We start from the raw sequence: 24,723 nt of genomic DNA on the forward strand, positions 1-24,723 counted from the left end.
TTTATTAAGAATTTGAGAACTCAATGTATACCATTTTAGGTTATCTGTGGCAGTACATCACTAATCCTAAGGCAATCATTGCTTTGTCCTTGTTTGTGGCGCTTATTTCTTCATATTCGTCCATTCCGCGTCATATCTTCTGGGCGTTGGCAGCGACTTATGCGTTGGGCCTGATTGTGTATGGCATTTACTGGTTGATCCAGCGCAAGCGCCATGCTGAACAGGGTGAAGAACTGGCCAATGCGATCGAGCAGGACAGCAAGGCTGAGTACGGACAACAAAAAGATAAAGCCGAATTACAGTTAATCCAGCAACAGATGAAAGAGTCGATCCAGTTGATTCGCAAATCCAAACTGGGCGATAAAAAGGGCAATGCGGCTTTATACGAATTGCCTTGGTATATGGTGATTGGTAACCCGGCTGCAGGTAAGAGTTCGGCCATTTATAATTCCGGATTAAAGTTCCCCTTTGAAGAAACCCATCAAAAGATGGTCTCTGCGGGTTTGAGTGGTACACGTAACTGTGACTGGTTCTTTTCTACCGAAGGGATCTTGCTGGATACTGCAGGCCGTTATTCAGTGTACTCGGAAGACCATTCTGAATGGTTGGGTTTCCTTAATATCCTGAAGAAGAACCGTTCTAAAGCCCCGGTGAATGGTCTGATCGTGATTGTCAGTATTGCTGAACTGATCAGCCAGAGTCCTGAAAACTCCTTGAAACTGGCCAAGAATTTACGTGCCCGTATTCAGGATTTAACCGAGCGACTTGAAGTGGTGGTGCCGGTTTATCTGGTGTTCTCGAAAATGGACCTGATTGCGGGCTTTACCGAGTTCTTCGATTGTTATGAGTCGCAAGAATACAATCAGGCTTGGGGCGCAACCTTGCCTTACGAGCAGAACTCCTCCCTGAATGCGGTTGAATTATTCGAAAAACATTACACGATTCTGTATGACGGTTTAAAGAGTGTAAGTACGACGCATTTGAGCCGCCGTCATTCGCAGAATATTTCTCCAAGTGTGATGACCTTCCCGCTGGAATTCAAAACGCTAAAACCGGCATTAAAAAGCTTTATTGGTACTTTGTTTGAAGATAATCCATATCAGTTCCAGCCGGTATTCCGTGGTTTTTATTTTACCAGTGCTTTGCAGGAAGGCATTATTGAAAGTCCAATGACGGAAAATATTGCACAGGAATTCCAGCTTCAGCAGGTTCCGCTCAATGGTCAGGATGGTCCGAGTCCATCACTTGCACCGAATCACGGCTATTTCTTGCAAGGCCTGTTTTCGAATGTAATTTTACGCGATAAGGATCTGGTAAAGCAGCATATCAATCCTGCGAAAAAGCGTCAGCGCTATATCGGATTCATTGCAGCGCTGGTCGGTGTTTCACTGGTCTTGGGCGTATGGGTCTGGTCATATCGCAATAACCAGCAACTGATTGCCGATGTACAGGCAGATCTGGATAAAGTGGTGCATCTGGAAAAAGCTTCTGGACAACAGCTTTCCACCCAGCTTGAAGCTTTACTGATCTTGCAGGAACGCTTGCAACAACTGGATGAGTTCAATGACCATCGTCCACTTAAATTCAGCTTTGGTTTATACCAAGGCAATCAGTTACGCGAGAGCTTAAAAGCAGAATACCTGAAAGGGATCAAGCAGATTGTCCTGACTCCAACTCAACAGAATATTGCACAATACCTGCAACGCGTTAAGAACAATGAAGCAACCCTGAAAGCCAACCATGTCAATGTGGAAATCAAACAGGTTGCCAAGACACAGCAGTATCTGGAGCCTTCGGATACCAATCCGCAAGATGCCTATAACGCATTAAAAGCCTACTTGATGATGAGTAATCCGGAATATATGGATAGCAGTCATTTAAGTGATCAGGTGTCGCGTTTCTGGCGTTCTTGGCTAGATGCCAACCGTGGCCAGATGCCACGTGGTGAAATGATTCAGGATGCGGAAAAAATTCTTTCTTATGCCATGACCTTGGCCAATCAGGAAGGCTTCCCGATCCTTGAAACAGATGCGCAAGTGGTTGATCAAACCCGTCAGGTACTCTTGTCAGTCATTCGTGGTATGCCAGCGCGTGATCGTGTCTATAACGAAATCAAGATGCGTGCAGCGGTACGTTTCCCGGCAGTGACCGTTGCACAGATTGTGGGTGAGCAAAACCGTTCAATTGTGCTGGGTAGCTATGCATTACCAGGTGTATTTACGCAAAAAGCCTGGGATGAATATGTCGAAAAAGCGATTGATGAAGCGGCGAATAAACCAACAGACAGTAAAGACTGGGTGTTGAATAGCCGTCAATCTGATGACTTGACCTTCTCGGGTAGCCCGGAGCAGATTCGCAAACAACTGGTGGCCTTGTATAAGCAGGAATATGTGACGGAATGGAAGAAGTTCCTGAGCGGTATTTATTATGCCAAGGCCGATCAGTTTAGCCAGCAGGTCAAGACCATTGATATCTTGGGTGAACCTCAAAACTCACCGATCCGTACCCTGTTACAACGGATCGCAATCGAGACCAACTGGGATAACCCGATTGTTCAAGCTGAGCTTGCTGTCCCTGAAAAAGGCTTTGTGGCCTGGTTCAAGCGTAAAGTCTTGAATAATTCGGATGATAGAGCAGCGGCTCAAGCTATGGACCGTGCGCAAGGTGCAATTTCTCAAGAGTACCAGATGTTCTATCAATTGGTGCGTAAGCGTGATGATTTGCAGGATAAGTCGCTATTTGATGAATACATGAATAATCTTGCGCAAGTCCGCAGCAAGTTTAATGATCTGAAAACCGCAGGCGAGATTGGTCCAAGTGCGATGGCTTTAGTGAAACAGACCATCAATGATCAAACCTCAGTTTTCAACATCACTCAGAAATATGTGGATGAGAAAATGATGGTGGGTCTGAAGGATACTGACCAGCAGTTATTGCAAAAGCTGTTGATGGGACCGTTAACTCAATCATTTGCCAGCTTGATTGCACCGACACAAGATGAATTGAACAAATTGTGGGGCATTCAGGCCTATCAACCATTCAAAACCAATTTGAGCCAGAAGTATCCATTTAACTCAAGTGTGACTTTACAGGCAACCAGTAATGAAATCGGTCAGATCTTTGGTGAAACAGGTAGCATTGCACGCTTTGTCAAAGAAGCCTTGGATCCATTTGTGATTCGCCGTGGCTATGTGTTGACTTCTAAAACCTGGAAAGACCTGGGCATTAGCCTGAACCCGCAATTTGTGATGGCGTTCCAGCAATATGTGGCGCCAATCAATGGCATGGCGACCGGTAGTCTGGATCAGCCAGCCGCTGCGCCTGTATCAAATCAGTCGAACTTCCAGTTCTATCCATTACCGAATCCACAGTACTTGTCGTACACCATTGATATTGATGGTCAGCGAATGGTGTTTGAAAATGGCATTCAGCAATGGGTGAACTTCGTCTGGCCGAATCAGGGTGCGATTCCAGGTGCTCGCATTACAGCTGTCGATCTTGAAGGCAAGACCCATACCATTTTCGAAGAGCCAGGTGAATATGGCATTAACCGGTTGATCGATGCGGCACAGCGTAAAGAGCAAAACGGTAGCTTCGAAATGACCTGGACCAGCAAAGCTGAACCATCATTAACCTTAAAAGTGAACTTCCGTCTGATTAGCGGTAATAGCTCAGGCAATATCGGTTCGAGCCGTGGTTATGCTGGCCTGCAACTGGTAGATAAAGTGGTGACAGAGAAGGCGGTACGCGTGGTTTCTGCGCAAGCAACCCCTGCGGGTGCTGCACCGAAGCCACAACCGGCTGCACCTGCTCAGCCAGGAGTCACACCGTAATGTTAGGGATAATCACGGAATATCAGGAGGGGCTGGGATGCAACAAGTGAAGACCACACCTTTGTATTACGGAAAGACACCCGCACGGGGTGACTTTCTGAAGTCCAAAGGGCAATATGCGTTGATTCAGGTGCTTGATCAATGGATCACTGAAGCACTTGAACATGCCATGCGAGCGCCTGACTTCAAACAACGTTATGAGTCTTTACCAGCGCTGGATTTCTTTATCGCCAATCCTGCTGAACCGATGTTTCTGGCAGCCAACCTGATCGCCAGTCAGGATAGCTCAGGGCGAGCATTTCCAATGGTGTTAAGCCAACTGCTGGAAGTCGAACAACCTTATCAGAATCTGTTGCTGGCGCCGTATTATTACAAGTCGGTACTGGTTGATCTGTTCCAGCGTAATCGGGTACTACGCAGTATCCGTGATACCAATATCATGCTGGAAAAGCTGAATAATCTACCCAACGTGGTTCAGTTATTTACCTCGACCGAATGCAATGGTTTCTATGAAAATCATACCATGCACTCATTTGCACAATTGATGAAGATCAATGTCTATGAACTCGCACAAAGCATGATTGGCTTGGGATTGTTATTGCAGCCGATTTTAAAGAATGGCACCAGTCGCTTAAATAAGGTGCTGATCCTGCCGATCAATAACCATATGTATTGTTATGAAATTGCTGCCTTCTGGGTTGGCATGATTGGACGATTCTTAGGCATTAACAATACCGAAATCCTGATTGGCATCTTGCACCGAGAGGAGCCGATTCTATTTATCGGTTTCCAGGGCGCAGATATCATGGCATTGAGCGATATCTTTACCCAGAATATGCAGAGTGAACATTGGGTTTCATTGATTCAGGCGCAATGGATTGATGCTTATCTGGAGCAAAATGCAGGCCTTGCAACACTCGAACAGTCACTTTGTCAGCGTCAGATGAGCCTGAATCAGGGCTTAAAGCTATTCCGACAAACTTTTTTAGATGAATAAATATGAGAAATAATTTGAAATCTGTATCGGCGGGTTGGGTCTTTGCTTTAACACTCTTAGGCCAAAGTACTGTGCTCAATGCAGCTCCGATCGTGGTGGAAGGCGTAGTGCCGAACGATGCCAGCAAACAGGCAATTCTGGTCAAGATGCAGTCGGTGTATGGCGCCGATCAAGTGGTCGATAAAATTCAGGTCCGTCCAGTGTCAGCACCGAATGGATGGAGTGATTCCGTAACGCGTGTGATTACACCTGACTTGAAAAAGGTCAAGCAGGGGCAATTGCGAGTCAGAGGAACACAGGTTGAATTAACCGGCAAAATGACAGACCCGAATGACATTCAACCGACCACCAATAATTTTCAGGCTTTAGTGCAGCAGCCTTATCGTTTTAATGCACAGCTTTCTGTGAATCAGGCAGAGCAAAAAATTATTGATGAAGCATTGAAAAACCGAATTATCGAATTTGAGTCTGGGAGTGCAATCTTGACCGCGGCAGGGCAACAGATTCTGGATGAAATGGCGGTGGCTTTAAACAAGGTGGGCGGCAAGAAAGTCAAAATTATTGGACATACCGATAGTTCTGGTGATGCTACCAAGAATACGGTGTTAAGCCAGCAGCGTGCTGCAGCGGTACAAAGTTATCTGGTCAGTAAAAGTATTGCTGCTGACCGTTTGAGTACTGAAGGCAAGGGCTCTAGCCAGCCTGTTGCTGATAATGCAACGGCAGACGGGCGTCGGAAAAACCGTCGAATTGAATTTGAAGTGCTTTAACAGTTTAAATACCTACATGTGAGGGATGTGATTATGGCAACACCCTATATAGTTGTTGGTTGTCCAACCACAGGCGGTGGACAGGTGATTAGTGGTAACAGTAGCTTCTTAATTGAAGGGATTCCGATTGCCTGTGTCGGTGACAAGGCGACCTGCCCAAAACATCAAACTGTTGCGACCATTGTCGCTGGCGATCCGAATATGCAGGTGATGGGTAAAGCAGCAGCGCGTGTCAATGATCCCTTATCTTGTGGTTGTAAGTTATTACCGAAACAGAACTTAGCTGTGAGAGGTTAAAACTTTTTTAAAGCTCTTGGAATGAACAAAGGGCTTTAAAATTTAATCTATCTCGGCAAGGTCGCTGGTTAGAGCAATAGTTTGGTCGTTGCAGCAGGCTCACTCAACTGTGTATTTCGCATTTTAATGGACAGATCAATGCTTGATTTTTTGGATGAGCATGGCTGATGTTAAAACAATTGCCTATAATGAGTTTGGATTGTTAGATAGTTCATTTAAGTATAAAGAAAATGTTTTTGATGAAAAATTATCGATTGATATATATGAAGAAAGTTTAAAAAAATTATCGAATAAACAAAGCAAGTATATTTTCTGTATTGATACTTCAAGCATAAAAGCAGGTACTCTGGAGACACAGATCAGATTGGAAATTAAAAAAGGAAAGTATCTGAGGCAGTATGAATTTATAAATTTTTCATGCCTGTCGGCACGTAATTCTAAGTTGAATCTATCAAAAAATGAAATGATAAAAATATTTAGCTTCTAGATGAGGCTAAGTAAAGTCCAATATGATGATGTTTAATCAATTTTTATTAAATTTTTAAAAGATTTTATTTCTTCTAGAACGTTTTTCCAATGAGCTTAATTTTCACGCCAGTAGCGATTGCTTAAAAAACTAGAGCTTTGCGGGGACCAATCATTGATGTCGAAATGCTGCATTGAGTAGCTATAAAACTTATTTTTGCACCCAAAGTCGCGATCTTGCCACTTTTCAGCGCCATACTCGTCTTTAAACAAATGACGGATAAAACCTAACAAAACTGGCGAAATGTTATTTTTAGTGTATCTTTATTCAGCGATATATTTTTAAAAACATATCGAAATCTGAGGACAGGATGATGACAATAACGATGAAAAAATTAGGTCTATGCAGTGCCATTTTCGGGGCGGGATTATTGATTCAGACCCCTGCATTTGCTGCCGAATCAGTTACAGTATATGCCGCTGCCAGCTTAACCAATGCAGTGAATGAACTCGATGCAATCTATCAAAAGAAGAATAAAACCCAGATCAAGACCTCATATGCCGGTTCCTCTACTTTAGCCAAACAGATTGAAGCTGGTGCACCTGCTGATGTATTTATCTCGGCTGATACGCAGTGGATGGATTATTTGCAAAACAAACAGTTGCTTGCAGCGATAGATCGCATCAATTTATTGGGTAATCGTTTAGTGATGATTACACCTAAAGATCGGCCGATTAAATTAAAAATGGATAAAAGCTTTGATCCAAGTAAGGTGATTCAGGGCAAGCTGTGTACAGGCGATACCAAAAGTGTGCCTGTAGGGAAATATGCCAAGCAGGCATTGAATTCGCTGGGCTGGTGGGACAAGGTTCAACCTCGTCTAGTGGAAACAGAAGATGTCCGTGCTGCCTTAAACTTTGTAGCCCGCGGTGAATGTCAGGTGGGAATAGTTTACGCAACTGATGCTGCCATTAGCAAAGATGTGGTTGTAGCCGGTATCTTCCCTGAAAATACCCATCCAGCGATTATTTATCCTGTGGGACTGATCAAGAAAAATACCGAATCGATTAAATTCTATAAGTTTTTACAAAGTGGGCAGGCCAAAGCTGTATTTAAAAAATATGGGTTTAGCGTGTCGCAGTAATTGAATGATGATCCTTAGTCCCGAAGAAATTGAAGTCCTCAAGCTATCGTGTAAAGTGGCCGCCGTATGTCTGGTGTTTAGCCTCATTCCTGCAACGTTAGTGGCTTGGGTATTGGCCCGAAAAGAGTTTTGGGGAAAATCACTGTTCGAGACCTTGGTGTTCTTGCCTTTGGTTTTGCCACCTGTGGTGCCGGGCTACTTGTTACTGCAATTGTTTGGTAATCGCGGATTATTCGGACAATATCTGGCACCTTTCGGTTTAGAGTTTGCCTTTAACTGGAAAGGGGCGGTATTGGCCTCGGCGGTCATGGGCTTTCCCTTGTTGGTACAATCGATTCGACTGGCGATTGAACTGGTAGATCAACGTTTGGAAATGGCTGCGAAAACCTTGGGCGCATCCTCCCTTGGCGCTTTTATACAGGTGACCTTGCCATTGGCCAGTAGCGGGATTTTGGTGGGTAGTATTCTGTGTTTCTGTCGTAGTTTGGGAGAATTTGGTGCAACCATTACCTTTGTTGGCAATATTGCCGGTGAAACCCGGACTTTACCGCTGGCGATGTATAGCTTGATGCAGCAACCGGATACCGAGGCAGCAGTATGGAGATTGATTATATTGTCTTTAACCGTGGCGTTCTTTGCGCTCTGGTTTGCACAGTGGTTCAGCCGATATCAGAAAAATAAGCGTGGGTATTCAGCATGATTGATTGTCATATACAGCTACAGCAAGGGCAATTTTGTCTGGATCAACGCTTTCAATCTGATCAGACAGTAATTGGTTTATTTGGGGCTTCGGGTTCGGGGAAAACCACAATATTACACAGCATTGCAGGCTTAATTCGACCGCAATCGGGCTGGATTAAAATTCAGGATCAGATCTGGTTTGATCAAGATCAGAATATTCATCTCAGTACACAGCAGCGTCGCGTGGGCTTGGTTTTTCAGGATGCACAACTGTTTCCGCATAAAAACGTCAAACAGAATTTACTGTTTGGTTTTAAGCATATTGCACCACAACAACGTCAGTTTGAAGTGGACTATATTGTTGAGTTACTCAAATTGGGACATTTGCTGGAACGTATGCCGATTAAGCTGTCTGGAGGCGAAAAACAGCGAGTGGCTTTGGGACGAGCATTATTATACTCGCCACAATTGCTGCTTTTAGATGAGCCACTGTCTGCACTGGATACGGCGCATAAAGCCGAGATCATTCCTTTTTTTCAACGTGTCAAACAGGAAATCAAGATTCCGATGTTATATGTGAGTCATGATCATGCCGAGATCGAGCAACTGAGCAAGACGATCTGGTATTTATAGATAGCGTTGTAATAAGGTGAAAAACTTTTCTACTTCTTCCTCATCGACATGATCAGCACCTTTTAATACATGTTCTTTTAGGTGTTGTTCGATCAACTGGTTCATTAAACCATTCACTGCACCTTTGACTGCTGCAACCTGCTGTAAAACCTCTATGCAAGAACTTTCAGGATTGGTGAGCGATTTCTCGACTGCTGCGAACTGTCCTTGAATCCGCTTAAGACGATTTAAAATTTTCTTATCTTGATGTAGGTGAGACATACTTTTTTTCCTAAAAAAATATATACTAGGGGGAGTATATTGGAAGACTAAAATAAATGCAGCATAGTAACCTAGAACGACGTCATTCTCATCAGTTTGATCAAGGAAATCCCTTGGCGCAAAAAAGAATTTTAATTGCCACCCTTTTAACTGCGGTGATGATGGTGCTGGAAATTCTGGGCGGCTGGTTTTTTAATTCGATGGCTTTACTTGCCGATGGCTGGCATATGAGCTCGCATATGCTGGCCTTGGGACTGGCTTATTTTGCTTATCGTATGGCACGACATTATGCCCACGATCAACGCTTTAGTTTTGGGACCTGGAAAATTGAAATTCTGGCGGGATATAGCAGTGCGATTTTACTGATGGTAGTAGCCCTGTTAATGGGGATTCAGTCACTGGAGCGCTTATTCAATCCGGTCACCATTCATTTTAATGAGGCGATTCCGATTGCGATTATTGGCCTGATGGTCAACCTGATTTGTGCTTGGCTATTACATGAAGGTGGTCATGATGATCACCATCACCATCACCATCACCATCACCATCACCATCACCATCACCATCACCATTCGCATAGCCAGCATCATGAAGCACATCAACATGCTCATGACCATCATGACTTAAATCAAAAAGCTGCATTTCTGCATGTGGTTGCCGATGCGGTAACCTCTGTTCTGGCCATTATTGCCTTATTTGCAGCCAAATATTTCGGCTGGAATTTTCTGGATGCTTTGCTTGGAATTGTGGGTGCATTGCTGGTGGCGAAATGGTCTTGGGGGTTGATGCAGGAAACGGGAAAAACCTTGCTGGATGCCGAAATGGGTCATCCTGTGGTTGAAGAAATACGGGAGGTGATTGCCGGGTTTTCACAGGTTGACATTACCGATCTGCATGTGTGGAAAGTGGGGAAAGGCAAGTTCTCGTGTATTGTCGGTCTGGAAACGACATTGACCGGTCTTAATCCTGATCAGGTCAAAGCCGCGCTGGCGATTCATGAGGAAATTGTGCATGCCTCAGTCGAAATACATCATATTTAAGATTGAGTGGCATCGAGTAGGATTTTGCGCTACCCGATGCATCTGCTTAAGCACCGATATATAAGATCAGGCCACAAAAGGCTGAGGCAAATATCACATACAACACATTGATCTGGAATTTGAATAAGGCAATCAGTGCTGCAAGGGTAATACAGGCTGCTTCATAATTAAACGGGTGGTTAAAGCCCTTTGGCCACAGCACATGATAGCTAAAGAATAAAGCCAGATTTAAAATGACCCCGACCACGGCGGCCGTAATGGCGGTGAGGGGTGCCGTGAATTTCAGTTCATTATGGGTCGATTCAATGATTGGCGCGCCTGCCAGAATAAATACAAAGGAAAATAAGAAGGTAAACCATGTGACAATTACAGCGCCGAGTGCACCTGCTAAAAACAGCTGTTCAGCACCCAATACAGCATGATTGTACGCCCCTAGAAAACCCACGAATGCCACGACCATGATCAGAGGACCGGGAGTACTTTCACCCAGTGCCAGACCATCAATCATTTGAGTGGGACTTAGCCATGCATAATAATTGACTGCACCCTGATAGACATAGGGCAATACGGCATAAGCACCGCCGAAAGTGAGTAAGGCGGCCTTGGTAAAGAACCATGCCATCTGGGTATAAGCATGGTGCCAACCCAATCCCAAAGTTAAAAGCAGCATCGGCACACACCAAAGTAATGCTGCAATGAGCAGGATTTTGACGAGATTGCGCCAGCGGAAAATGGCATGCGCTGGTGTCGGGGTATTATCATCAATCAGGGCAGTTCCATAGCTTTTATGACTGTTTTGATGAGCTACCTGAGCTGTAAATAAATCCGGTTTTTTCCTGCTGAGCAGATAGCCGGTCAAGGCAGCTGCTAAAACGATCAGGGGAAAAGGGACATTAAACATAAAGATGGCAATAAATGCGGCAGCGGCGATTCCCCACAAAAATGGATTTTTAAGTGAGCGACTGCCAATACGATAAGTCGCATGAAACACAATCGCCGTGACTGCAGGTTTAATGCCATAAAATAGTCCTGCAATGATCGGTACATCACCAAACTGTACATAAATCCAGGACAGGGCAATCAGGATAAACAGCGAGGGAAGTACAAACAGAATCCCTGCCACCAGCCCACCCGCTGTTCGATGCATGAGCCAGCCAATGTAGGTGGCCAGCTGTTGCGCCTCGGGACCGGGCAGAAGCATGCAATAATTCAATGCATGTAAGAATCTTTTTTCAGAAATCCAGCGTTTGTTTTCGACCAGTTCCTGATGCATCACTGCAATCTGGCCTGCCGGTCCGCCAAAACTGATAAACCCCAGTTTCAGCCAGAACAGCAAGGCTTGCCAAAAGGGTACAGCGGCGATGGGCTGATCGAGCTCATTGATTTGTTTTTGTTGCATGATCATTCTCGAGAAAAATTGGCATAGAGGCCATCAAAGACATAATTAGAGAGTTCAAGTAACTGATCATCATCCGTAATTTTAGTTCTTAAGCCTTGGATGACTTTTTCAATTCCGATTGCTTCGGGTGGCTCCACACCACCAACATCAAGAAAATGCACAATTTCCGCAATCTGCTTTAAAGCAGAATGTTGATGCAGAGCAAAACTGTGCAATAAGGTTTCAAACGTGACCCAATGATCGATATGACTAAAGCGGGCGCCATCAAAATCAAATCCCAGAGCAGTGGCTGGGCAATCGTTTGGTGTGTCTAACCAGATGAAGGTTGCCTCAGGGTCAATAAAATTCTGGATCAGCCAGGCGGATGCTAAACGATCAATCCATGGGCGTTTTCTGGTGGCCCAAACCTTATTTTGAAAGTCCTGTTTGCGTAGGATCTGAATATCGCCGTATAGAGCATGCGGTTCATCGCTTTCACCGCAACGTAAAATACTCTGTTCAACTGCATTGAGTTCCCGAACCGTTTGCTGCTGTGCTTCGGTTGGGAAATAGTCAATTTCAATTAATGCAGCGAGCTGCTTGCGTAGCTTGCGGATCTGTTTCAGCAGTTCTTTTTTATCGGTCTGGTTGAGTGCCTGTCTTAGCTGGCTGAGCTGCTGATAGAGCGCTTCATAGTCTTCTTTCCGGTTAAATAGCTGTACGAGATCCAGATGTTCTGAGGCAATGGTTTCAAATAGATAGGCACTGCCATGTTCTGCAATTAAATTTTCGGCAATCGCATTAAACTTTTCTGAGTGCTCTACCGGCAAAATATATACCCCATCTCTTAGTGTGGCTGCACCGCAGGCTTTGAGTGATCGCCATACCCGCATCCGTGTTGTGGTGTTCTGGGTGGGGAGAGAGGAAATGAGTAAGGTTATTTTCATGTAATATACTCAACTTATTTGTTAAATATATTACACTTAAATTTTATTTTATAAATCTAAAAAATTCATATCCTTTTAGGGTTTATATATAAGTTATTTGAATGTTTTATGACAGATTCAAGGCTTTTAAAAATGCCCAGGGAAAGATACCTTGGTCATGTCCATCATCAAAACAGATTTGAATGCCGTAACCTTGTGAGTAGATCGCAGAGATGGCAACATGCTCTGGATATTGAATTTCTTGCTGACGTAGGCGTTTGGCTCGACAAAATCCGCAAGGACAACTGGCTCTCAGTTGGCCATGGCTAAAATCTTTTTCTGTACCATCCTGCCAAGACAGCAACAGGCGTTGCTGCTCGGTATCGACTTTAAGCTGTTCTGGTTCAAGCGACATCTTGTTTCTCCTGAATCAGCGCCAGCCCGATACGGATCGATTTACGTACTTCCGGGTCTGGGTCTTCGGCATGTTGCAATAAAATATGCTGGGCCTGTTCTCCACCAATTTCCCCTAAGGCGATCGCCACTTCTTTGCGCAAGTTACTGATGTCATGCTGGAAATTTTCCTGAAGTTTGGCAATCGCAGCTTTGGACCGAAGTAAGCCTAAACTGCGGGCCACCGCAATCCGTACTTGCCAGTAAGTATCATCCAGCTGTTGCAACAGTGGCTGTTCTAATTCGAAGGCTTTTAGTTTTCCAATGGTCAAGGCAGCTTCGACCCGGAGTTGCCATGCTTCGGCAGTCAGGGAGCTGTGCAAGGCCGATAAAATTTCGGACGTTAAAACTTGACTGGCTGCCAAACCGCCTGTGGCGATACGACGGATTTCAGTTTCAACATCAAACTGGGCAATCTGTGCCAAAGCAGATAATCCCTCAGGCTTCTGCAACCAGCTTAAGCTGCTGACGGCTTCCTTACGTACCAAAGGATTGGCATGTTGTAGCTGTTGCAAAATATCATCAAACAGCTGCTCAGCACGTAACTCCTTAATTGCTCTTAACACTGAGGCAAGCACAAAGTCATCTTGATGCTTTAAATAGCTGGCCAAATGTCCAGCAGATTCGGGATATTTAATTTCACTTAAGCTTTGCGCAGCTGCAACACGCACATTTTCATGTGGATCGCTCAAGGCTTGGGCCAAGGTATTTAAAGACTTTGCATCCTCCCAGCCCTCTAAACGGGTGGCTGCCAACTCACGAACCTTGCTGGCAGGATCATGTAACACCGCGTGCTGTAACCAAGCCAATAATTCTGTTTGTTCCTCATCGGCAATATTCATCATTGCGACAAAGCGGATATTTTCATCGTCCTGATTCAGTTGATGGAGATAATCGGCATAATCAGCATCAATATCTGTCAGGATTGGGTAATTTAAACTCATCTTTTATGCTTCCTAAACAGCGGCTTTCTGATTTAAACCGAGTGGATTTAACCGGCTCAGTTCGGCTTGGGTGGCCTGTTTTAATACTTGTATGCAATGTTTTTTAATTTGGGTAAATTCAGTCGAAGTGACCAGATCAACATGACGTGGACGTGCAAAATCCAGTTTGATTTCTTCAATAATACGTCCCGGACGATGACTCATGATCAGGACTCGATCCGCTAGAAACAAGGCCTCATCAATATCGTGGGTAATGAACAGCACCGAGGTCTGGATGCTTTGCCAGATTTCAAGTAAAAGTTCCTGCATCTTTAAACGGGTTTGCGCATCCAGCGCGCCAAAGGGTTCATCCATCAGCAACACACGCGGTTGATTAATTAGCACTCGTGCAATTTCAACCCGCTGTTGCATGCCACCGGATAACTCGGCAGGATATTGATGTTCAAAACCTTTTAAGCCGACCAGTTCAATCATTTGTGCTGCCTGTTCCTGTCTTTGGGCTCTGGAAATGCCTTTCATTTTCAAGCCAAAGCAGACATTGTCCAGTACACTTTTCCAGGGGAACAGGGTGTGTTGCTGGAACACCAGACCGCGATCGGAAGAGGGTTTTTCAATGGTTTTTTGATCGAGTAACATGCTGCCCGAGCTAATCGGTAAATGTCCTGCCAGTGCACCGAGCAGCGTTGATTTACCGCAACCCGAAGGACCCAGTAAACAGACAAATTCGCCTGCCTGAACGTCAAAAGAGACCTGATCCAGTGCCTGAAAGCGTTGTTTATCCTGACCCAGATGCAGGTTGATATTGTTTAAATGAATATGACCGTACTGACGCATGTTATGCCTTCCTTAACTGATACCACGGGGTGAGTTTCTTGCCTAGATAACGCAGAAAAGCACTGCTGAACATGCCTAATGCGCCGATCAACAACATGCCGACAATAATGTCTGCGTAGTTTTGCAAGGTGAAGGATTCCCAGGTGAAATAGCCAATCCCAAGCTGACCAGAGATCATTTCAGCTGTGACCAAACAGAACCAGCAGGTACCCATGCCAATTGCAAGACCAGTGGTGATACTAGGTAAAGAGCCTGGAATAATCACTTCTCGCAAAATGGCAAACTGACCCGCCCCCAGACTTTTTGCGGAAGCAATTAAACGTTGATCCACGCCTTCAACGCCATGAATGGTATTGAGCAAGATTGGAAATAACGCACCTAAAAAGGTAATAAAAATCATTGAGGCTTCTGATGATGGAAACATTAGAATTGCCAAGGGAATCCATGCCACAGCCGGAATCGGACGCAAGATTTCCAAAGGTGGCATCAATAGAGCCGCCAGCATTTTGGAATAACCAATCAATAATCCTAAAATGCCCCCAACCACTGACGCGAGTAAGAAGCCAACCAACACTCGAGTAATACTGGCTTTGACATGTGCAAGCGCGGTATCCAGTTCGGCAAAAGCAACTAAAGACTGAATCACTTCTCGTGGCGAAGGCACATTGGCAAAATTGATTAGCCCTAAATTTAAATGATGCTGTGAAGCCAGTTGCCAAAATACCAGACTGAATACCAGTGACACGGCACTTAAGCTGTATGAAATGACACGACTTTTTGAAAATTTCAGCACAGGGCGGATTGCCTTAGACTGAATCGGTTGGGTATCCGCTAAACTATTCATATTGTTTTCTCCTGAATCTCAAAATCCCCCTAAATCCCCCTTTAAAAGGGGGACTTTTCACGAGTCTAAAGACTGACTAAGATTCGTGAGGCTCCTCCCTTTCTAAAGGGAGGTTGGGAGGGATTTGATCACTTCACCAGCTTTTGGGCATTATTAAAGTCATAGACTTTGCCGCCATGTGTTTTGGCCCAATTGTTGGCATCCCCACGCAGTAAGAATGCACTGATCTGACCGTTTTTATCGGTGGCATACCATGCCAGATTCGCCAGTAATTTGATTTTTAAATTACGATCTTGGTTGTAGACCACACGGATATTTTTACCGCTCTGCTTTAATTTATTTAAATCTGCAAAGGCCGTTTCAGGTGTGGCATAACTACGCACTTGGCCTTCGCCTTTCACCCAAATTTGTGTGACCCGATCAAAACTTTGAATCGGTTTTTGCGTCAGGGCATCTTTGGCAACGAGAGGGGATTGAGCGTAATTTTTGAGTTGTTGCGCGTAATTCAGGCCGGCACTCTGGAAGGCTTTTTTAATGTATTGCTCATCAATGAATTGATTGACATTAAGATCAACATCATCACGACCCAGATATTTCAGGGTATCGACTGCGGTTTGTGTGGCACGTTTGTATTCAGGTTTCCAGGTCAGGTCACGGGTCTGTACGCCGAGAGGTCCATGAAATAAATACACCACTTCGGCAGGGATACCGGTTTTAGCTGCAATCAGTTCACTATATTTTTCAGGTTGTTTACGGATCAGTTGATCGGCTTCAATGGTCGCGCGTAAATAGGCCTGAATAATTTCCGGGTATTGTTGAGCATAAGATTTGCTGGCTAAAGAACCATGAAAGGTTGGGGTCTTGGCCTGTGCGCCGTCATAAATTTTGCGGGCAAAACCTTGGTAGGGAAATAATTCTGCAAAAGGGACGAAGTCGGCATGGGCATCAATCTTGTTACTTTTCAGGGCTGGGCCTGCGACTTCAGGCGCTTGGGCAATAATTTTGACATCCTTTTTTGGGTCCCAACCTTGCGCAGCAACAGCACGCAGTAATAGACCATGTGCAGTTGAAGCAAAAGGGACAGAAATGGTTTTTCCTTTTAAATCTTGGATCGAGTTAACTTCCGAACCCAGCGGAACCACAATACCGTTACCACTACCTGTCGTGCTGCCTGATAGCACACTCAGGAAAATACTTTCTTTGCCTGTCTTTTTAAACGCGACATTGTTATTCACCGCGGGGAAGTCTGCCATGGCGCCAATATCCAGACGACCAGCCACCATTTCGCTGGTTAATGGTGCTCCAGAAGTAAAATTTTTCCAGACAATATCGTATTTGGCATCTTTGTATTTACCTGTTTTTGGCAAATATTTGGGTAGTAGATTTAACTCGCGAATCAGCAAGCCGCCTGTAGCACAGTTAATGGTGGTATCTTGCGTACCAATGGCGATGCGGATATTTTCTGCATGTGTCGGGCTAAAGATCAGCAGTAAACTACTGCTCAGAATCAGGCTTTGGGCCAAGTGGTTAAGTCTCATGTAGTTCCCCTCATTTAAGTAAATATGGAATGTTGACCTGAATGGCATCGGTCGGGCAGTCTTTCTCGCATGGCATGCAATACCAACATTCATCAAACTGCATATAGGCTTTGTTACTTTCTGGATGAATCGCCAATAAGTCCATTGGGCAAACATCAACACAGACGGTGCAGCCTTTGTCGGCAATACATTTATCTTCATCCACCAACACAGGTGCAGCAGTGCGGTGGGCAATTTCTTTAAAAATAAAAGCCATGTGATGTTCCTTATTCGACTGTTTCAGCGACTAATTTTTTATTGATACGTAGCAGGTTGTAAGCGTTGGCTTCATCTTGTTCAATTGGGATCAGATAGGGCTCAACCGCTTTTTTGAAGCTGATCATATTGCCGTGCTGATCCTTTTTCAGATGGGTATGACAGAACCAGTCCTGATCATTTTTTTCAGGGCAATCTGCACGGTAGTGATACAGCCCCCAGCGGCTTTCTTCACGGAACAGCGAAGCCCGTGCGGCCATTTCGGCACAGTCACGAATCACAGCGACTTCGGCTGCACGCATCAGCTCATGGGGATGGCTGGCATTGATCTGGGCGATATCTGTTTTGATTTCCTCAAAGCGTTTCAGCGCAATCTCAATTTTCTGTCGGGTTTTCGGTGGCTGTAAGTAGTCATTGACCATACGACGCAACTTGTATTCCACTTGTTCCGGTGATAGCCCTTCTGGACGGTGTAAAGGCGCAAAAATACGGGCTTTTTCAGCTTCAACTTCCTGCGCATTCAGTTCTGAATCGGCTTGTGCTACGACAAATTCGGCGGCATTGACCCCAGCAAACCAGCCATAGGTAAAGGCACCCAGCATGTAGTTATGTGGAACAGCGGCCATATCGCCCGCGCTATATAGGCCTTTGACCGAGGTTTCGGCTTTTTCATTGACCCATACCCCGGAAGCACTATGACCACTACAGAATCCAATTTCTGAAATCTGCATTTCCACCATATCTTGTCGGTAATCGGTACCACGGCCTTCATGGAAACGGCCTCGACTTGGGCGTTCATTGCTATGCAGAATTTCTTCAATAGTTTGAATGGTTTCTTCCGCCAGATGATCCATTTTCAGGAACACTGGGCCATTGCCACTTTGCAGTTCCTGATAAAACTCCCACATCATTTGACCTGACCAATAGTCACATTCAATAAAGCGTTCACCTTTACTGTTGGCGGTATAACCACCCAATGGACCGGTCACATAGGCACAGGCAGGGCCGTTATAATCTTTAATTAGTGGGTTGATCTGGAAGCATTCCAGATTGGAGAGTTCAGCCCCTGCATGGTAAGCCATGGCATAGCCATCGCCGGCATTGGTCGGGTTTTCATAGGTGCCCATCAGATAGCCAGATGCAGGCAAGCCTAATCGTCCAGCAGCCCCACAACATAAAATCGCAGCCTTGGTTTTGATCACATAGAAATCACCATTGCGACAGTCAAAGCCAAGTACACCGTTAATGGCGCCTTCGGCATTTTTCAGCAGGCGGGTGGTGACAATGCGGTTATTGATCTTGACCTGAGCACGTTTCAGTTGGCGATACAGGACTTTTTTAATGTCATGGCCTTCAGGCATCGGCAGTACATAAGCGCCCATGTGATGGACTTTTTTGACTGCGTATTCACCGGTTTCATCTTTTTCAAATTTCACCCCCCATTGATCCAGCTGCTGAATGGTGGTGAAACTGTGTTTGGCATAGGCATAGACGGTGGCTTGATTGACAATGCCATCATTGGCAATGGTAATTTCCTTGGTATATTGCTCAGGTGTGGCGTAGCCTGGAATGACGGCATTATTCAGGCCATCCATGCCCATTGAAATTGCGCCACTGCGTTTCACATTGGCTTTTTCAATCAGTAAAACTTTCAGGTTGGGGTTGGCTGTTTTGGCTTTGATGGCTGCCATTGGGCCAGCCGTCCCCCCACCGATGACGACAATGTCATAGTCCAGTGTAATCGTATTCATGTTGTGCCTTTTTGAGTGCGTTTTAATTCACACGGTTAGTGACGTTAGGTATTTCTTTTTCGATCTACTCTTAAACGGTATTGGAAGGTCTCTCCCGAGAAGTAGAGATATTCGAAGTCAATTGGATGTCCAGCATGATCGTGAGTCAGTCGCTCTACTCTTAACAGCGGTGCATTGATATCGACTTGCAGAAGTTCACTGAGTTCTTCGTCAGCCAGAGTGGCATCAATGTTTAAATCTGCATGTCCCAAGGCAATCGATAAATCTTCTTCAATCGCTAAAAACACATCACGCGTGGAGAGATTGATCTCTTGCAAAGCTAGTCCAATCGCTTCGGGTAAATAGGTCAGTTCAAATGAAACGGGTTTACGGTTAAGTAAGCGAATGCGTTTGATTTCCACCACGGTACTGTTCACTGAAAGTTTTAATTTCGATGCAATTTGTGGCGTGGCGGGAATAAAGCGAAATTCTTTGACCACGTTAAATACCTCATGTCCCATATTGGTCATAGCTTCTGCAAAGCCTTGTAACTGGGAAATGTTTTGGAAGGTTTTCGGTGCGCTCACGAAAGTACCTTTGCCTTGAATCTTGTAAACCAGGTGTTCGAGCTGAAGTTGATTAAGTGCCTGACGAATGGTGATACGACTGACATTAAATAATTCACTCAGTTCTTTTTCAGATGGCAATTGCTGATGAATCTGATAGCTCCCCTCGACGATCTGCTGAAGCAGGGCCTGATAGACTTGGTCATACAATGGGCGTTCGCCACTTACTTTATTCACAATCGGTTGGTTCATTGCACTTAAACTTGTTATAACAACTTGGTTGTTAGATTAGCGATTATGCAAAATGAAGAAAAATAACTTATGCAGCAAAAAATATCTGTTTTTGTGCATTGTCTATTGCGCAGGCTGAAAATAAAGATGCTTTTTATCGTTTTATGAATGGATGATTTCTATTGAGATATAAATGAAAATCAAGATTTTAAGATACATTGATTTTCATTTGGTTTGCTATTGTCACTAGATTTATAAATGAAAGTGATCGTTTTAGCTTGGCGTATTTTGCGGAAATAAGACCGGTTCTGCAGCTAATTTTTCCGCCAGATATTGAATGAAGACACTCAATTTAGGTGGAACATGACGGGTAGGTGGATAGAGCAACCATGCACCACCACTGTAATGGGTCTTAAAATGCCAATCAGGTAAAACCTGAACCAAACTCCCTTGTTCTAAGGCATGGCGTGCCACGAAGTAAGGCAAACTGGCAATGCCGAGATGCTGTAAAGCGGCACTGAGACGCACGCCGGTATGATTGGCTGCATAACGACCACGGACTGGCACCGTAATCGATTTCTGTTCCTGCTGGAATTTCCACTTCGAATCATTGGGCTGTTCACCCAAATAAATACATTGATGCTGCTTTAAATCATGTGGATGTTGCGGGATGCCATGTTGCTGCAGATATTCAGGCGTGGCACAAATTAAATGATCAATATCAATCAGTTTTCGTCCCATCAGGCCACCCGGTGGCTGTTCGGTAATACGAATCGCCAGATCGACACCATCATCAATCAAGTCAATATAACGGTCTTCCAATAGCAACTGAATATCAATTTGGGGATAAAGTGCCAGGAATTCGGGCAAATGTGGGTGCAGCATAAAATGCCCAACGGCTTTGGGCACACTGATCCGAATTACGCCTTGTGGTTCAATATGAAACTGTCCCGAGCTTTCCATTACCGCTTGTGCCGCATTGACCATGTCGACACAGCGTTCATAGACCTGTTGACCACTTTCACTTAAGCGCAGTTTACGTGTGGTGCGATGCAATAAGCGTGTACCTAAGGCCCGTTCTAAACGGGCAATCGCACGGCTCACTGCAGAAGGGGTAGAACCGAGCTGTCGTGCCGTTTCAGAAAAGCTTTCCGTTTCGACAACTTTGACAAAAGTTGCCATTTCATTTAACAGAACCAGACTTTGATTTGTGCTCATGAAGCAAAAGTTATTTGGATTTTGATTGGATTATCGCGCTTTAAAAATCGCAATACAATCTTTTTCCTGTAGTCATGATGGAGATAAATCAAATGTGGCAGTTGTATGGACATGAGTTTCTGGCCTTGGCATTGATCCATTTTATGGCAGTCGTTTTACCGGGTCCTGATTTTATTATTACAGTACGACAAAGTGTGCGATATGGTTATCTAATTGGCTGTATCACTGCAATCGGCATTGGTGTCGGCATTTCGGTACATGTGTTTTATACCTTGGTGGGTGTTGGCGTGCTGATCCAGCAAAGTGTCTGGTTAATGTCGGTATTGCGCATAGCTGGGGCGGCTTATTTGATTTATTTGGGCTGGCAATGTTTACGTAGTCAACCGAATGCCAATCTGGATATTCTAGCGGGGGAAGCGCTGGGCAAACCGAGCTTGATCCAGGCCTTTAATATGGGCTTTTTGACCAACGCTTTAAATCCGAAAGCGACCGTGTTTTTTCTGGCGATTTTTACCACGATTGTGAATCCTGCAACACCGCTAAAGGTTCAAATCGGTTATGGCATCTGGATGTGTCTGGTGAATGCATCATGGTTTATCTTGGTCAGTATCATGTTTGCACAACCGATTGTACGGAAACGCTTTTTAGAGTTTGGGGTGTATTTCGAGCGGGTGATGGGGGTTATCTTGAGTGCAGTGGCAATACGATTGATCTGGAGCGTTGCCTTTGCCTGAATAGAAAAAAGACTGCACTGAGGCAGTCTTTTTTATTGCAGAGCGTTTAAGTACTGCGTTTTTTTCTGCTCAGTTGATGTAAGACTGACACCAGCAAATCAATTTCTTCCGTGGTATTATAAAACGCCAAAGATGGGCGCACCGTCTGTTCCACACCAAAACGACGCAAGATCGGCTGAGCACAATGGTGTCCTGAACGTACTGCAATGCCATGTTGATTCAATGCCTTACCCACTTGCTCGGTTGAATAACCTGCAAGGGTAAAGGACATGACACTGGCTTTGTTTCTGGCCGTGCCAATCGGTCTCAAACCTGCGACGCTGCTTAATGCATGCTGACCATATTCGAGCAAGTCATGTTCATAACGGGCAATATTATGAATGCCGAGGCGTTCCACATATTCCAGTGCAGCACCTAAACCGACTGCATCGGCAATATTACCCGTGCCTGCTTCAAACTTGTTTGGAGCCGGTTGATAAACCACTTGTTCAAAGCTCACATCCTGAATCATATTGCCGCCACCTTCCCACACTGGCATGGTTTCCAGGATTTCAGGTTTGGCATAGACAGCTCCAATGCCTGTCGGTCCAAACACTTTATGTCCAGAGAATACAAAGAAGTCAGCGTCAATGGCCTGAACATCGGTTGGCATATGCGAAACCGATTGAGCCCCATCGACCAAGACCCGTACACCTTTGGCATGCGCGATTTTGATCACCTCGGCGACAGGCGTGACCGTACCTAAGGCGTTGGACACCTGGGTAATCGAGATCAGTTTGGTCCGTTCATTAATCAGTTTTGGTAGTTCTTCCAGAATGATTTGACCGGTATCATCCACTGGAATGACACGAAGTTTGGCGCCGACTTTTTTGGTGAGTTGGAACCACGGTACGATGTTGGCGTGATGCTCAAGATGCGACACGATGATCTCATCGCCTTCAGCAATATTCTGCTCCCCCCAGGTCTTGGCAATCAGGTTAATGCCTTCGGTGGTGCCACGAACAAAAATGATTTCCTTGGATGATTTTGCTCCAATAAAACGGGCCACCACATTACGCGCATGTTCATAGGCATCAGTTGCACGTGCTGCCAGTTCATGTGCAGCACGATGAATATTGGAATTTTCGTGCTGATAAAAATAAGCTATACGATCAATCACGCTTTGTGGTTTCTGTGTGGTCGCTGCATTATCAAACCAGACCAGAGGTCGACCATTGACGCGTTCTTGCAGAATGGGAAAGTCACGACGAATCGCCTGAATATCCAAGGGCTGAGCAGCACTGGCAACAAACTGCGGTTGTGAAGCTTGATAATTGCCATAACCCGGATTGTGTTGCGGCAGATCCAAGAAGTAAAAGCCTGAAGATGCATTATTTTGTGCTTGAGTTGAAGCTTGAGAATCTTGCTGTAACACGCTTTTTAGCGCATCGCCGTGCGGTAATTGAAATGATTGGGCGGTCGCAAAACTGGCAGCATCAAATTCAGAGCTGGATGTGCTCGGTGCTGCAAAATCATTTAAAAAATAAAATGGTGAAGCTTCACTTGCCGATGGACGAGACGGTTCAACCAAAGGCACATTCGGTGCGCTATGAATGGCCTGTGGAAAATTTGGTTCAATCGGTGGGCGAGGTAAATTTGCCCCACCGACCACGGGCGCAGAGGCAATGGCACGACGTTCAGGATAATCGGGATAGTTTGGAATATGCTCAGGATATTCAGGATTCAAACTTTTTTCATAGGCAATATTGGGCGCTCGACCACTTAACGCTGCTAAAGGTTCAGCAGGTTGGGGTTGATGGGGTGGAGTACCGATATTGGGCAAGTCCAGATTCAAACCAGAAGGATGGTCACTACCTGAGCTTGGCAATGCAGCAAAAAATTCAGTGGCAAGCCTTGAAAGTGTTGCTTCATCCGGGAAGTTGGACGGTGGTTGAACACCGGCCACTTCAGAACCCGTCGGATGACCTTGCCCAGCAGCTGTGGACGAAAGCTTACTTGTAGTTAACTGGGTAGTCATGATATTTGTCCACCTCCACATCTTCGAGTACAGCCAACGCATCCTCGGTCAATACTGCCAATGAGCAGTACAGTGAGATCAGATAAGACGCAATTGCATTGCGGTTGATACCCATAAAGCGTACGGAAAGACCAGGGGATTGCTCGCCTGCCAAGCCTGGTTGGAACAAGCCCACTACACCTTGGCGTTTTTCACCTACACGGAGGAGCAGGATTTTGGTTTTACCATCTTCCACTGGAATCTTGTTGGATGGAATCAGTGGTACACCCCGCCAGGTAATAAACTGAGAACCGAATAAACTGACGGTTGGTGGTGGCACGCCACGACGGGTACATTCACGACCGAATGCAGCAATCGCATCTGGATGTGCCAGGAAGAAACCGGGTTCTTTCCAGACTTTACGCAGTAAATCATCAAAGTCATCTGGGGTTGGCGGGCCATTTAAAGTTGAGATAAGCTGTTCATCTGCGACGCTGGCCAATAAACCATATTCAGGATTATTAATCAGTTCGCTCTCCTGACGTTCTTTAATGGTTTCAATGGTTAAGCGTAATTGTTCTTTAATTTGATCGTGCGGACTGCTGTAAAGATCGGCAACTCGGGTATGAATATCCAAAACGGTAGACACACCATTTAAGAAATATTCACGCGGTTGCGCATCATAATCAACAAAGGTTTGCGGCAATGTGGCTTCATCACGTTGCGTACATGCCACTTGGATGTCATCGGTATTGCTGACACGGTTAACACGATAAATACCTGCTTCAACAGGAATCCATTGTAATAAATGTGTGAGCCAACGCGGGGTAATGGTCGAAAGTTGTGGAACAGTCTTGGTGGCGTTAGCAAGCTGTCTGGCTGCATGATCGCCAAGTGCAAGTTGGGCTTTGTCGTTGGTTTTTGCCATGAATCAATTTTCCTGTTGTTTTTTGG

Annotated in this window: 24 protein-coding genes; 10 read left to right on the forward strand and 14 right to left on the reverse strand. The window is 45.1% G+C overall.

Going from position 1 to position 24,723, the window contains the following annotated elements:
- Positions 1 to 23 precede the first annotated feature (23 nt).
- From tssM to MSG93_RS01005, 8 genes are all read left to right on the forward strand, one after another.
- Complete coding sequence (gene tssM, locus MSG93_RS00970; RefSeq protein ID WP_324619151.1) at positions 24 to 3,833, forward strand: type VI secretion system membrane subunit TssM; 3,810 nt, start codon at positions 24 to 26, stop codon at positions 3,831 to 3,833.
- 37 nt (positions 3,834 to 3,870) lie between these two features.
- Positions 3,871 to 4,830 (forward strand): type VI secretion system-associated protein TagF, encoded by a 960-nt coding sequence (gene tagF, locus MSG93_RS00975; RefSeq protein ID WP_009514829.1) that lies wholly within the window; start codon positions 3,871 to 3,873, stop codon positions 4,828 to 4,830.
- A gap of 2 nt (positions 4,831 to 4,832) precedes the next feature.
- The gene (locus MSG93_RS00980; RefSeq protein ID WP_324619155.1) at positions 4,833 to 5,600 is read left to right on the forward strand and encodes an OmpA family protein; all 768 of its coding nucleotides are present in this window, start codon (positions 4,833 to 4,835) and stop codon (positions 5,598 to 5,600) included.
- 33 nt (positions 5,601 to 5,633) lie between these two features.
- Entirely contained in the window at positions 5,634 to 5,897 is a 264-nt protein-coding gene (locus tag MSG93_RS00985; protein WP_005229270.1) for a PAAR domain-containing protein, read from the forward strand.
- Positions 5,898 to 6,057: 160 nt separating this feature from the next.
- Positions 6,058 to 6,384, forward strand: a complete 327-nt coding sequence (locus MSG93_RS00990; RefSeq protein ID WP_324619157.1) for a hypothetical protein — start codon at positions 6,058 to 6,060, stop codon at positions 6,382 to 6,384.
- Between the two features lie 352 nt (positions 6,385 to 6,736).
- Positions 6,737 to 7,507 carry a molybdate ABC transporter substrate-binding protein gene (gene modA, locus MSG93_RS00995; protein ID WP_420714293.1) on the forward strand — a complete coding sequence of 257 codons (771 nt, stop codon included), beginning with the start codon at positions 6,737 to 6,739 and terminating at the stop codon, positions 7,505 to 7,507.
- A gap of 4 nt (positions 7,508 to 7,511) precedes the next feature.
- Positions 7,512 to 8,207: a molybdate ABC transporter permease subunit gene (gene modB, locus MSG93_RS01000; protein WP_324619161.1), complete on the forward strand. Its 696-nt coding sequence runs from the start codon at positions 7,512 to 7,514 to the stop codon at positions 8,205 to 8,207.
- Positions 8,204 to 8,821: an ATP-binding cassette domain-containing protein gene (locus MSG93_RS01005; protein WP_324619163.1), complete on the forward strand. Its 618-nt coding sequence runs from the start codon at positions 8,204 to 8,206 to the stop codon at positions 8,819 to 8,821. Before modB ends, MSG93_RS01005 begins: the two co-directional genes overlap by 4 nt.
- On the opposite strand, the gene MSG93_RS01010 is transcribed toward MSG93_RS01005, so the two are convergent.
- The gene (locus MSG93_RS01010) at positions 8,816 to 9,082 is read right to left on the reverse strand and encodes a metal/formaldehyde-sensitive transcriptional repressor (protein ID WP_016651958.1); all 267 of its coding nucleotides are present in this window, start codon (positions 9,080 to 9,082) and stop codon (positions 8,816 to 8,818) included. The genes MSG93_RS01005 and MSG93_RS01010 overlap by 6 nt on opposite strands.
- A gap of 56 nt (positions 9,083 to 9,138) precedes the next feature.
- Here MSG93_RS01010 and dmeF point away from each other — a divergent pair, with 56 nt between their 5' ends.
- Complete coding sequence (gene dmeF / locus MSG93_RS01015; RefSeq protein WP_324619167.1) at positions 9,139 to 10,122, forward strand: CDF family Co(II)/Ni(II) efflux transporter DmeF; 984 nt, start codon at positions 9,139 to 9,141, stop codon at positions 10,120 to 10,122.
- 46 nt (positions 10,123 to 10,168) lie between these two features.
- Here dmeF and chrA read toward each other — a convergent pair whose 3' ends face one another.
- The 11 genes from chrA to MSG93_RS01070 form a co-directional block, all read right to left on the reverse strand.
- Positions 10,169 to 11,521 carry a chromate efflux transporter gene (gene chrA, locus MSG93_RS01020; RefSeq protein ID WP_324619169.1) on the reverse strand — a complete coding sequence of 451 codons (1,353 nt, stop codon included), beginning with the start codon at positions 11,519 to 11,521 and terminating at the stop codon, positions 10,169 to 10,171.
- 2 nt (positions 11,522 to 11,523) lie between these two features.
- Entirely contained in the window at positions 11,524 to 12,447 is a 924-nt protein-coding gene (locus MSG93_RS01025) for a chromate resistance protein ChrB domain-containing protein (protein ID WP_324619171.1), read from the reverse strand.
- Between the two features lie 106 nt (positions 12,448 to 12,553).
- Positions 12,554 to 12,841: a DUF971 domain-containing protein gene (locus MSG93_RS01030; protein WP_324619173.1), complete on the reverse strand. Its 288-nt coding sequence runs from the start codon at positions 12,839 to 12,841 to the stop codon at positions 12,554 to 12,556.
- Positions 12,831 to 13,823, reverse strand: a complete 993-nt coding sequence (locus MSG93_RS01035) for a HEAT repeat domain-containing protein (RefSeq protein WP_324619175.1) — start codon at positions 13,821 to 13,823, stop codon at positions 12,831 to 12,833. Before MSG93_RS01035 ends, MSG93_RS01030 begins: the two co-directional genes overlap by 11 nt.
- A gap of 12 nt (positions 13,824 to 13,835) precedes the next feature.
- Positions 13,836 to 14,657 carry an ABC transporter ATP-binding protein gene (locus tag MSG93_RS01040; protein WP_324619177.1) on the reverse strand — a complete coding sequence of 274 codons (822 nt, stop codon included), beginning with the start codon at positions 14,655 to 14,657 and terminating at the stop codon, positions 13,836 to 13,838.
- A 1-nt stretch (position 14,658) separates the two neighbouring features.
- Positions 14,659 to 15,501, reverse strand: coding sequence for an ABC transporter permease (locus MSG93_RS01045; protein WP_324619179.1), 843 nt, complete (start codon positions 15,499 to 15,501; stop codon positions 14,659 to 14,661).
- Between the two features lie 128 nt (positions 15,502 to 15,629).
- Positions 15,630 to 17,039 carry an ABC transporter substrate-binding protein gene (locus MSG93_RS01050; RefSeq protein WP_324619181.1) on the reverse strand — a complete coding sequence of 470 codons (1,410 nt, stop codon included), beginning with the start codon at positions 17,037 to 17,039 and terminating at the stop codon, positions 15,630 to 15,632.
- Positions 17,040 to 17,049: 10 nt separating this feature from the next.
- Positions 17,050 to 17,295, reverse strand: a complete 246-nt coding sequence (locus MSG93_RS01055) for a 4Fe-4S dicluster domain-containing protein (protein WP_005229296.1) — start codon at positions 17,293 to 17,295, stop codon at positions 17,050 to 17,052.
- A gap of 10 nt (positions 17,296 to 17,305) precedes the next feature.
- On the reverse strand, positions 17,306 to 19,045 hold the full coding sequence (locus tag MSG93_RS01060) for a fumarate reductase/succinate dehydrogenase flavoprotein subunit (RefSeq protein WP_324619185.1): 1,740 nt from the start codon (positions 19,043 to 19,045) through the stop codon (positions 17,306 to 17,308).
- A 44-nt stretch (positions 19,046 to 19,089) separates the two neighbouring features.
- Positions 19,090 to 19,842, reverse strand: a complete 753-nt coding sequence (locus MSG93_RS01065) for a GntR family transcriptional regulator (RefSeq protein ID WP_324619187.1) — start codon at positions 19,840 to 19,842, stop codon at positions 19,090 to 19,092.
- A 252-nt stretch (positions 19,843 to 20,094) separates the two neighbouring features.
- Positions 20,095 to 21,039: a LysR family transcriptional regulator gene (locus MSG93_RS01070; protein WP_324619189.1), complete on the reverse strand. Its 945-nt coding sequence runs from the start codon at positions 21,037 to 21,039 to the stop codon at positions 20,095 to 20,097.
- A 92-nt stretch (positions 21,040 to 21,131) separates the two neighbouring features.
- Between MSG93_RS01070 and MSG93_RS01075 the strand changes: the two genes are divergently transcribed.
- On the forward strand, positions 21,132 to 21,773 hold the full coding sequence (locus tag MSG93_RS01075; RefSeq protein WP_032871905.1) for a LysE family translocator: 642 nt from the start codon (positions 21,132 to 21,134) through the stop codon (positions 21,771 to 21,773).
- Between the two features lie 46 nt (positions 21,774 to 21,819).
- On the opposite strand, the gene MSG93_RS01080 is transcribed toward MSG93_RS01075, so the two are convergent.
- Positions 21,820 to 23,790, reverse strand: coding sequence for a family 2A encapsulin nanocompartment cargo protein cysteine desulfurase (locus MSG93_RS01080; protein WP_324619192.1), 1,971 nt, complete (start codon positions 23,788 to 23,790; stop codon positions 21,820 to 21,822).
- Entirely contained in the window at positions 23,765 to 24,697 is a 933-nt protein-coding gene (locus tag MSG93_RS01085) for a family 2A encapsulin nanocompartment shell protein (RefSeq protein WP_324619194.1), read from the reverse strand. Before MSG93_RS01085 ends, MSG93_RS01080 begins: the two co-directional genes overlap by 26 nt.
- Positions 24,698 to 24,723 lie beyond the last annotated feature (26 nt).

This window comes from Acinetobacter sp. IK40 (genome assembly GCF_035615075.1).
In the GTDB taxonomy this organism is placed as follows: domain Bacteria; phylum Pseudomonadota; class Gammaproteobacteria; order Pseudomonadales; family Moraxellaceae; genus Acinetobacter; species Acinetobacter courvalinii.

Excerpts from the sequence above, each read along its gene's own strand:
- MSG93_RS01040 (WP_324619177.1), bottom strand. The coding sequence starts at position 14,657 with ATGCGTCAGTACGGTCATATTCATTTAAACAATATCAACCTGCATCTG.
- dmeF (WP_324619167.1), top strand. The coding sequence starts at position 9,139 with ATGCAGCATAGTAACCTAGAACGACGTCATTCTCATCAGTTTGATCAA.
- MSG93_RS01050 (WP_324619181.1), bottom strand. The coding sequence starts at position 17,039 with ATGAGACTTAACCACTTGGCCCAAAGCCTGATTCTGAGCAGTAGTTTA.
- MSG93_RS00980 (WP_324619155.1), top strand. The coding sequence starts at position 4,833 with ATGAGAAATAATTTGAAATCTGTATCGGCGGGTTGGGTCTTTGCTTTA.
- tagF (WP_009514829.1), top strand. The coding sequence starts at position 3,871 with ATGCAACAAGTGAAGACCACACCTTTGTATTACGGAAAGACACCCGCA.
- MSG93_RS00990 (WP_324619157.1), top strand. The coding sequence starts at position 6,058 with ATGGCTGATGTTAAAACAATTGCCTATAATGAGTTTGGATTGTTAGAT.
- MSG93_RS01085 (WP_324619194.1), bottom strand. The coding sequence starts at position 24,697 with ATGGCAAAAACCAACGACAAAGCCCAACTTGCACTTGGCGATCATGCA.
- MSG93_RS01035 (WP_324619175.1), bottom strand. The coding sequence starts at position 13,823 with ATGAGTTTAAATTACCCAATCCTGACAGATATTGATGCTGATTATGCC.
- MSG93_RS01060 (WP_324619185.1), bottom strand. The coding sequence starts at position 19,045 with ATGAATACGATTACACTGGACTATGACATTGTCGTCATCGGTGGGGGG.
- MSG93_RS01055 (WP_005229296.1), bottom strand. The coding sequence starts at position 17,295 with ATGGCTTTTATTTTTAAAGAAATTGCCCACCGCACTGCTGCACCTGTG.
- MSG93_RS01030 (WP_324619173.1), bottom strand. The coding sequence starts at position 12,841 with ATGTCGCTTGAACCAGAACAGCTTAAAGTCGATACCGAGCAGCAACGC.
- MSG93_RS01065 (WP_324619187.1), bottom strand. The coding sequence starts at position 19,842 with ATGAACCAACCGATTGTGAATAAAGTAAGTGGCGAACGCCCATTGTAT.
- modB (WP_324619161.1), top strand. The coding sequence starts at position 7,512 with ATGATGATCCTTAGTCCCGAAGAAATTGAAGTCCTCAAGCTATCGTGT.
- chrA (WP_324619169.1), bottom strand. The coding sequence starts at position 11,521 with ATGCAACAAAAACAAATCAATGAGCTCGATCAGCCCATCGCCGCTGTA.
- tssM (WP_324619151.1), top strand. The coding sequence starts at position 24 with ATGTATACCATTTTAGGTTATCTGTGGCAGTACATCACTAATCCTAAG.
- MSG93_RS01080 (WP_324619192.1), bottom strand. The coding sequence starts at position 23,790 with ATGACTACCCAGTTAACTACAAGTAAGCTTTCGTCCACAGCTGCTGGG.
- MSG93_RS00985 (WP_005229270.1), top strand. The coding sequence starts at position 5,634 with ATGGCAACACCCTATATAGTTGTTGGTTGTCCAACCACAGGCGGTGGA.
- MSG93_RS01005 (WP_324619163.1), top strand. The coding sequence starts at position 8,204 with ATGATTGATTGTCATATACAGCTACAGCAAGGGCAATTTTGTCTGGAT.
- MSG93_RS01010 (WP_016651958.1), bottom strand. The coding sequence starts at position 9,082 with ATGTCTCACCTACATCAAGATAAGAAAATTTTAAATCGTCTTAAGCGG.
- MSG93_RS01045 (WP_324619179.1), bottom strand. The coding sequence starts at position 15,501 with ATGAATAGTTTAGCGGATACCCAACCGATTCAGTCTAAGGCAATCCGC.
- MSG93_RS01070 (WP_324619189.1), bottom strand. The coding sequence starts at position 21,039 with ATGAGCACAAATCAAAGTCTGGTTCTGTTAAATGAAATGGCAACTTTT.
- modA (WP_420714293.1), top strand. The coding sequence starts at position 6,737 with ATGACAATAACGATGAAAAAATTAGGTCTATGCAGTGCCATTTTCGGG.
- MSG93_RS01025 (WP_324619171.1), bottom strand. The coding sequence starts at position 12,447 with ATGAAAATAACCTTACTCATTTCCTCTCTCCCCACCCAGAACACCACA.
- MSG93_RS01075 (WP_032871905.1), top strand. The coding sequence starts at position 21,132 with ATGTGGCAGTTGTATGGACATGAGTTTCTGGCCTTGGCATTGATCCAT.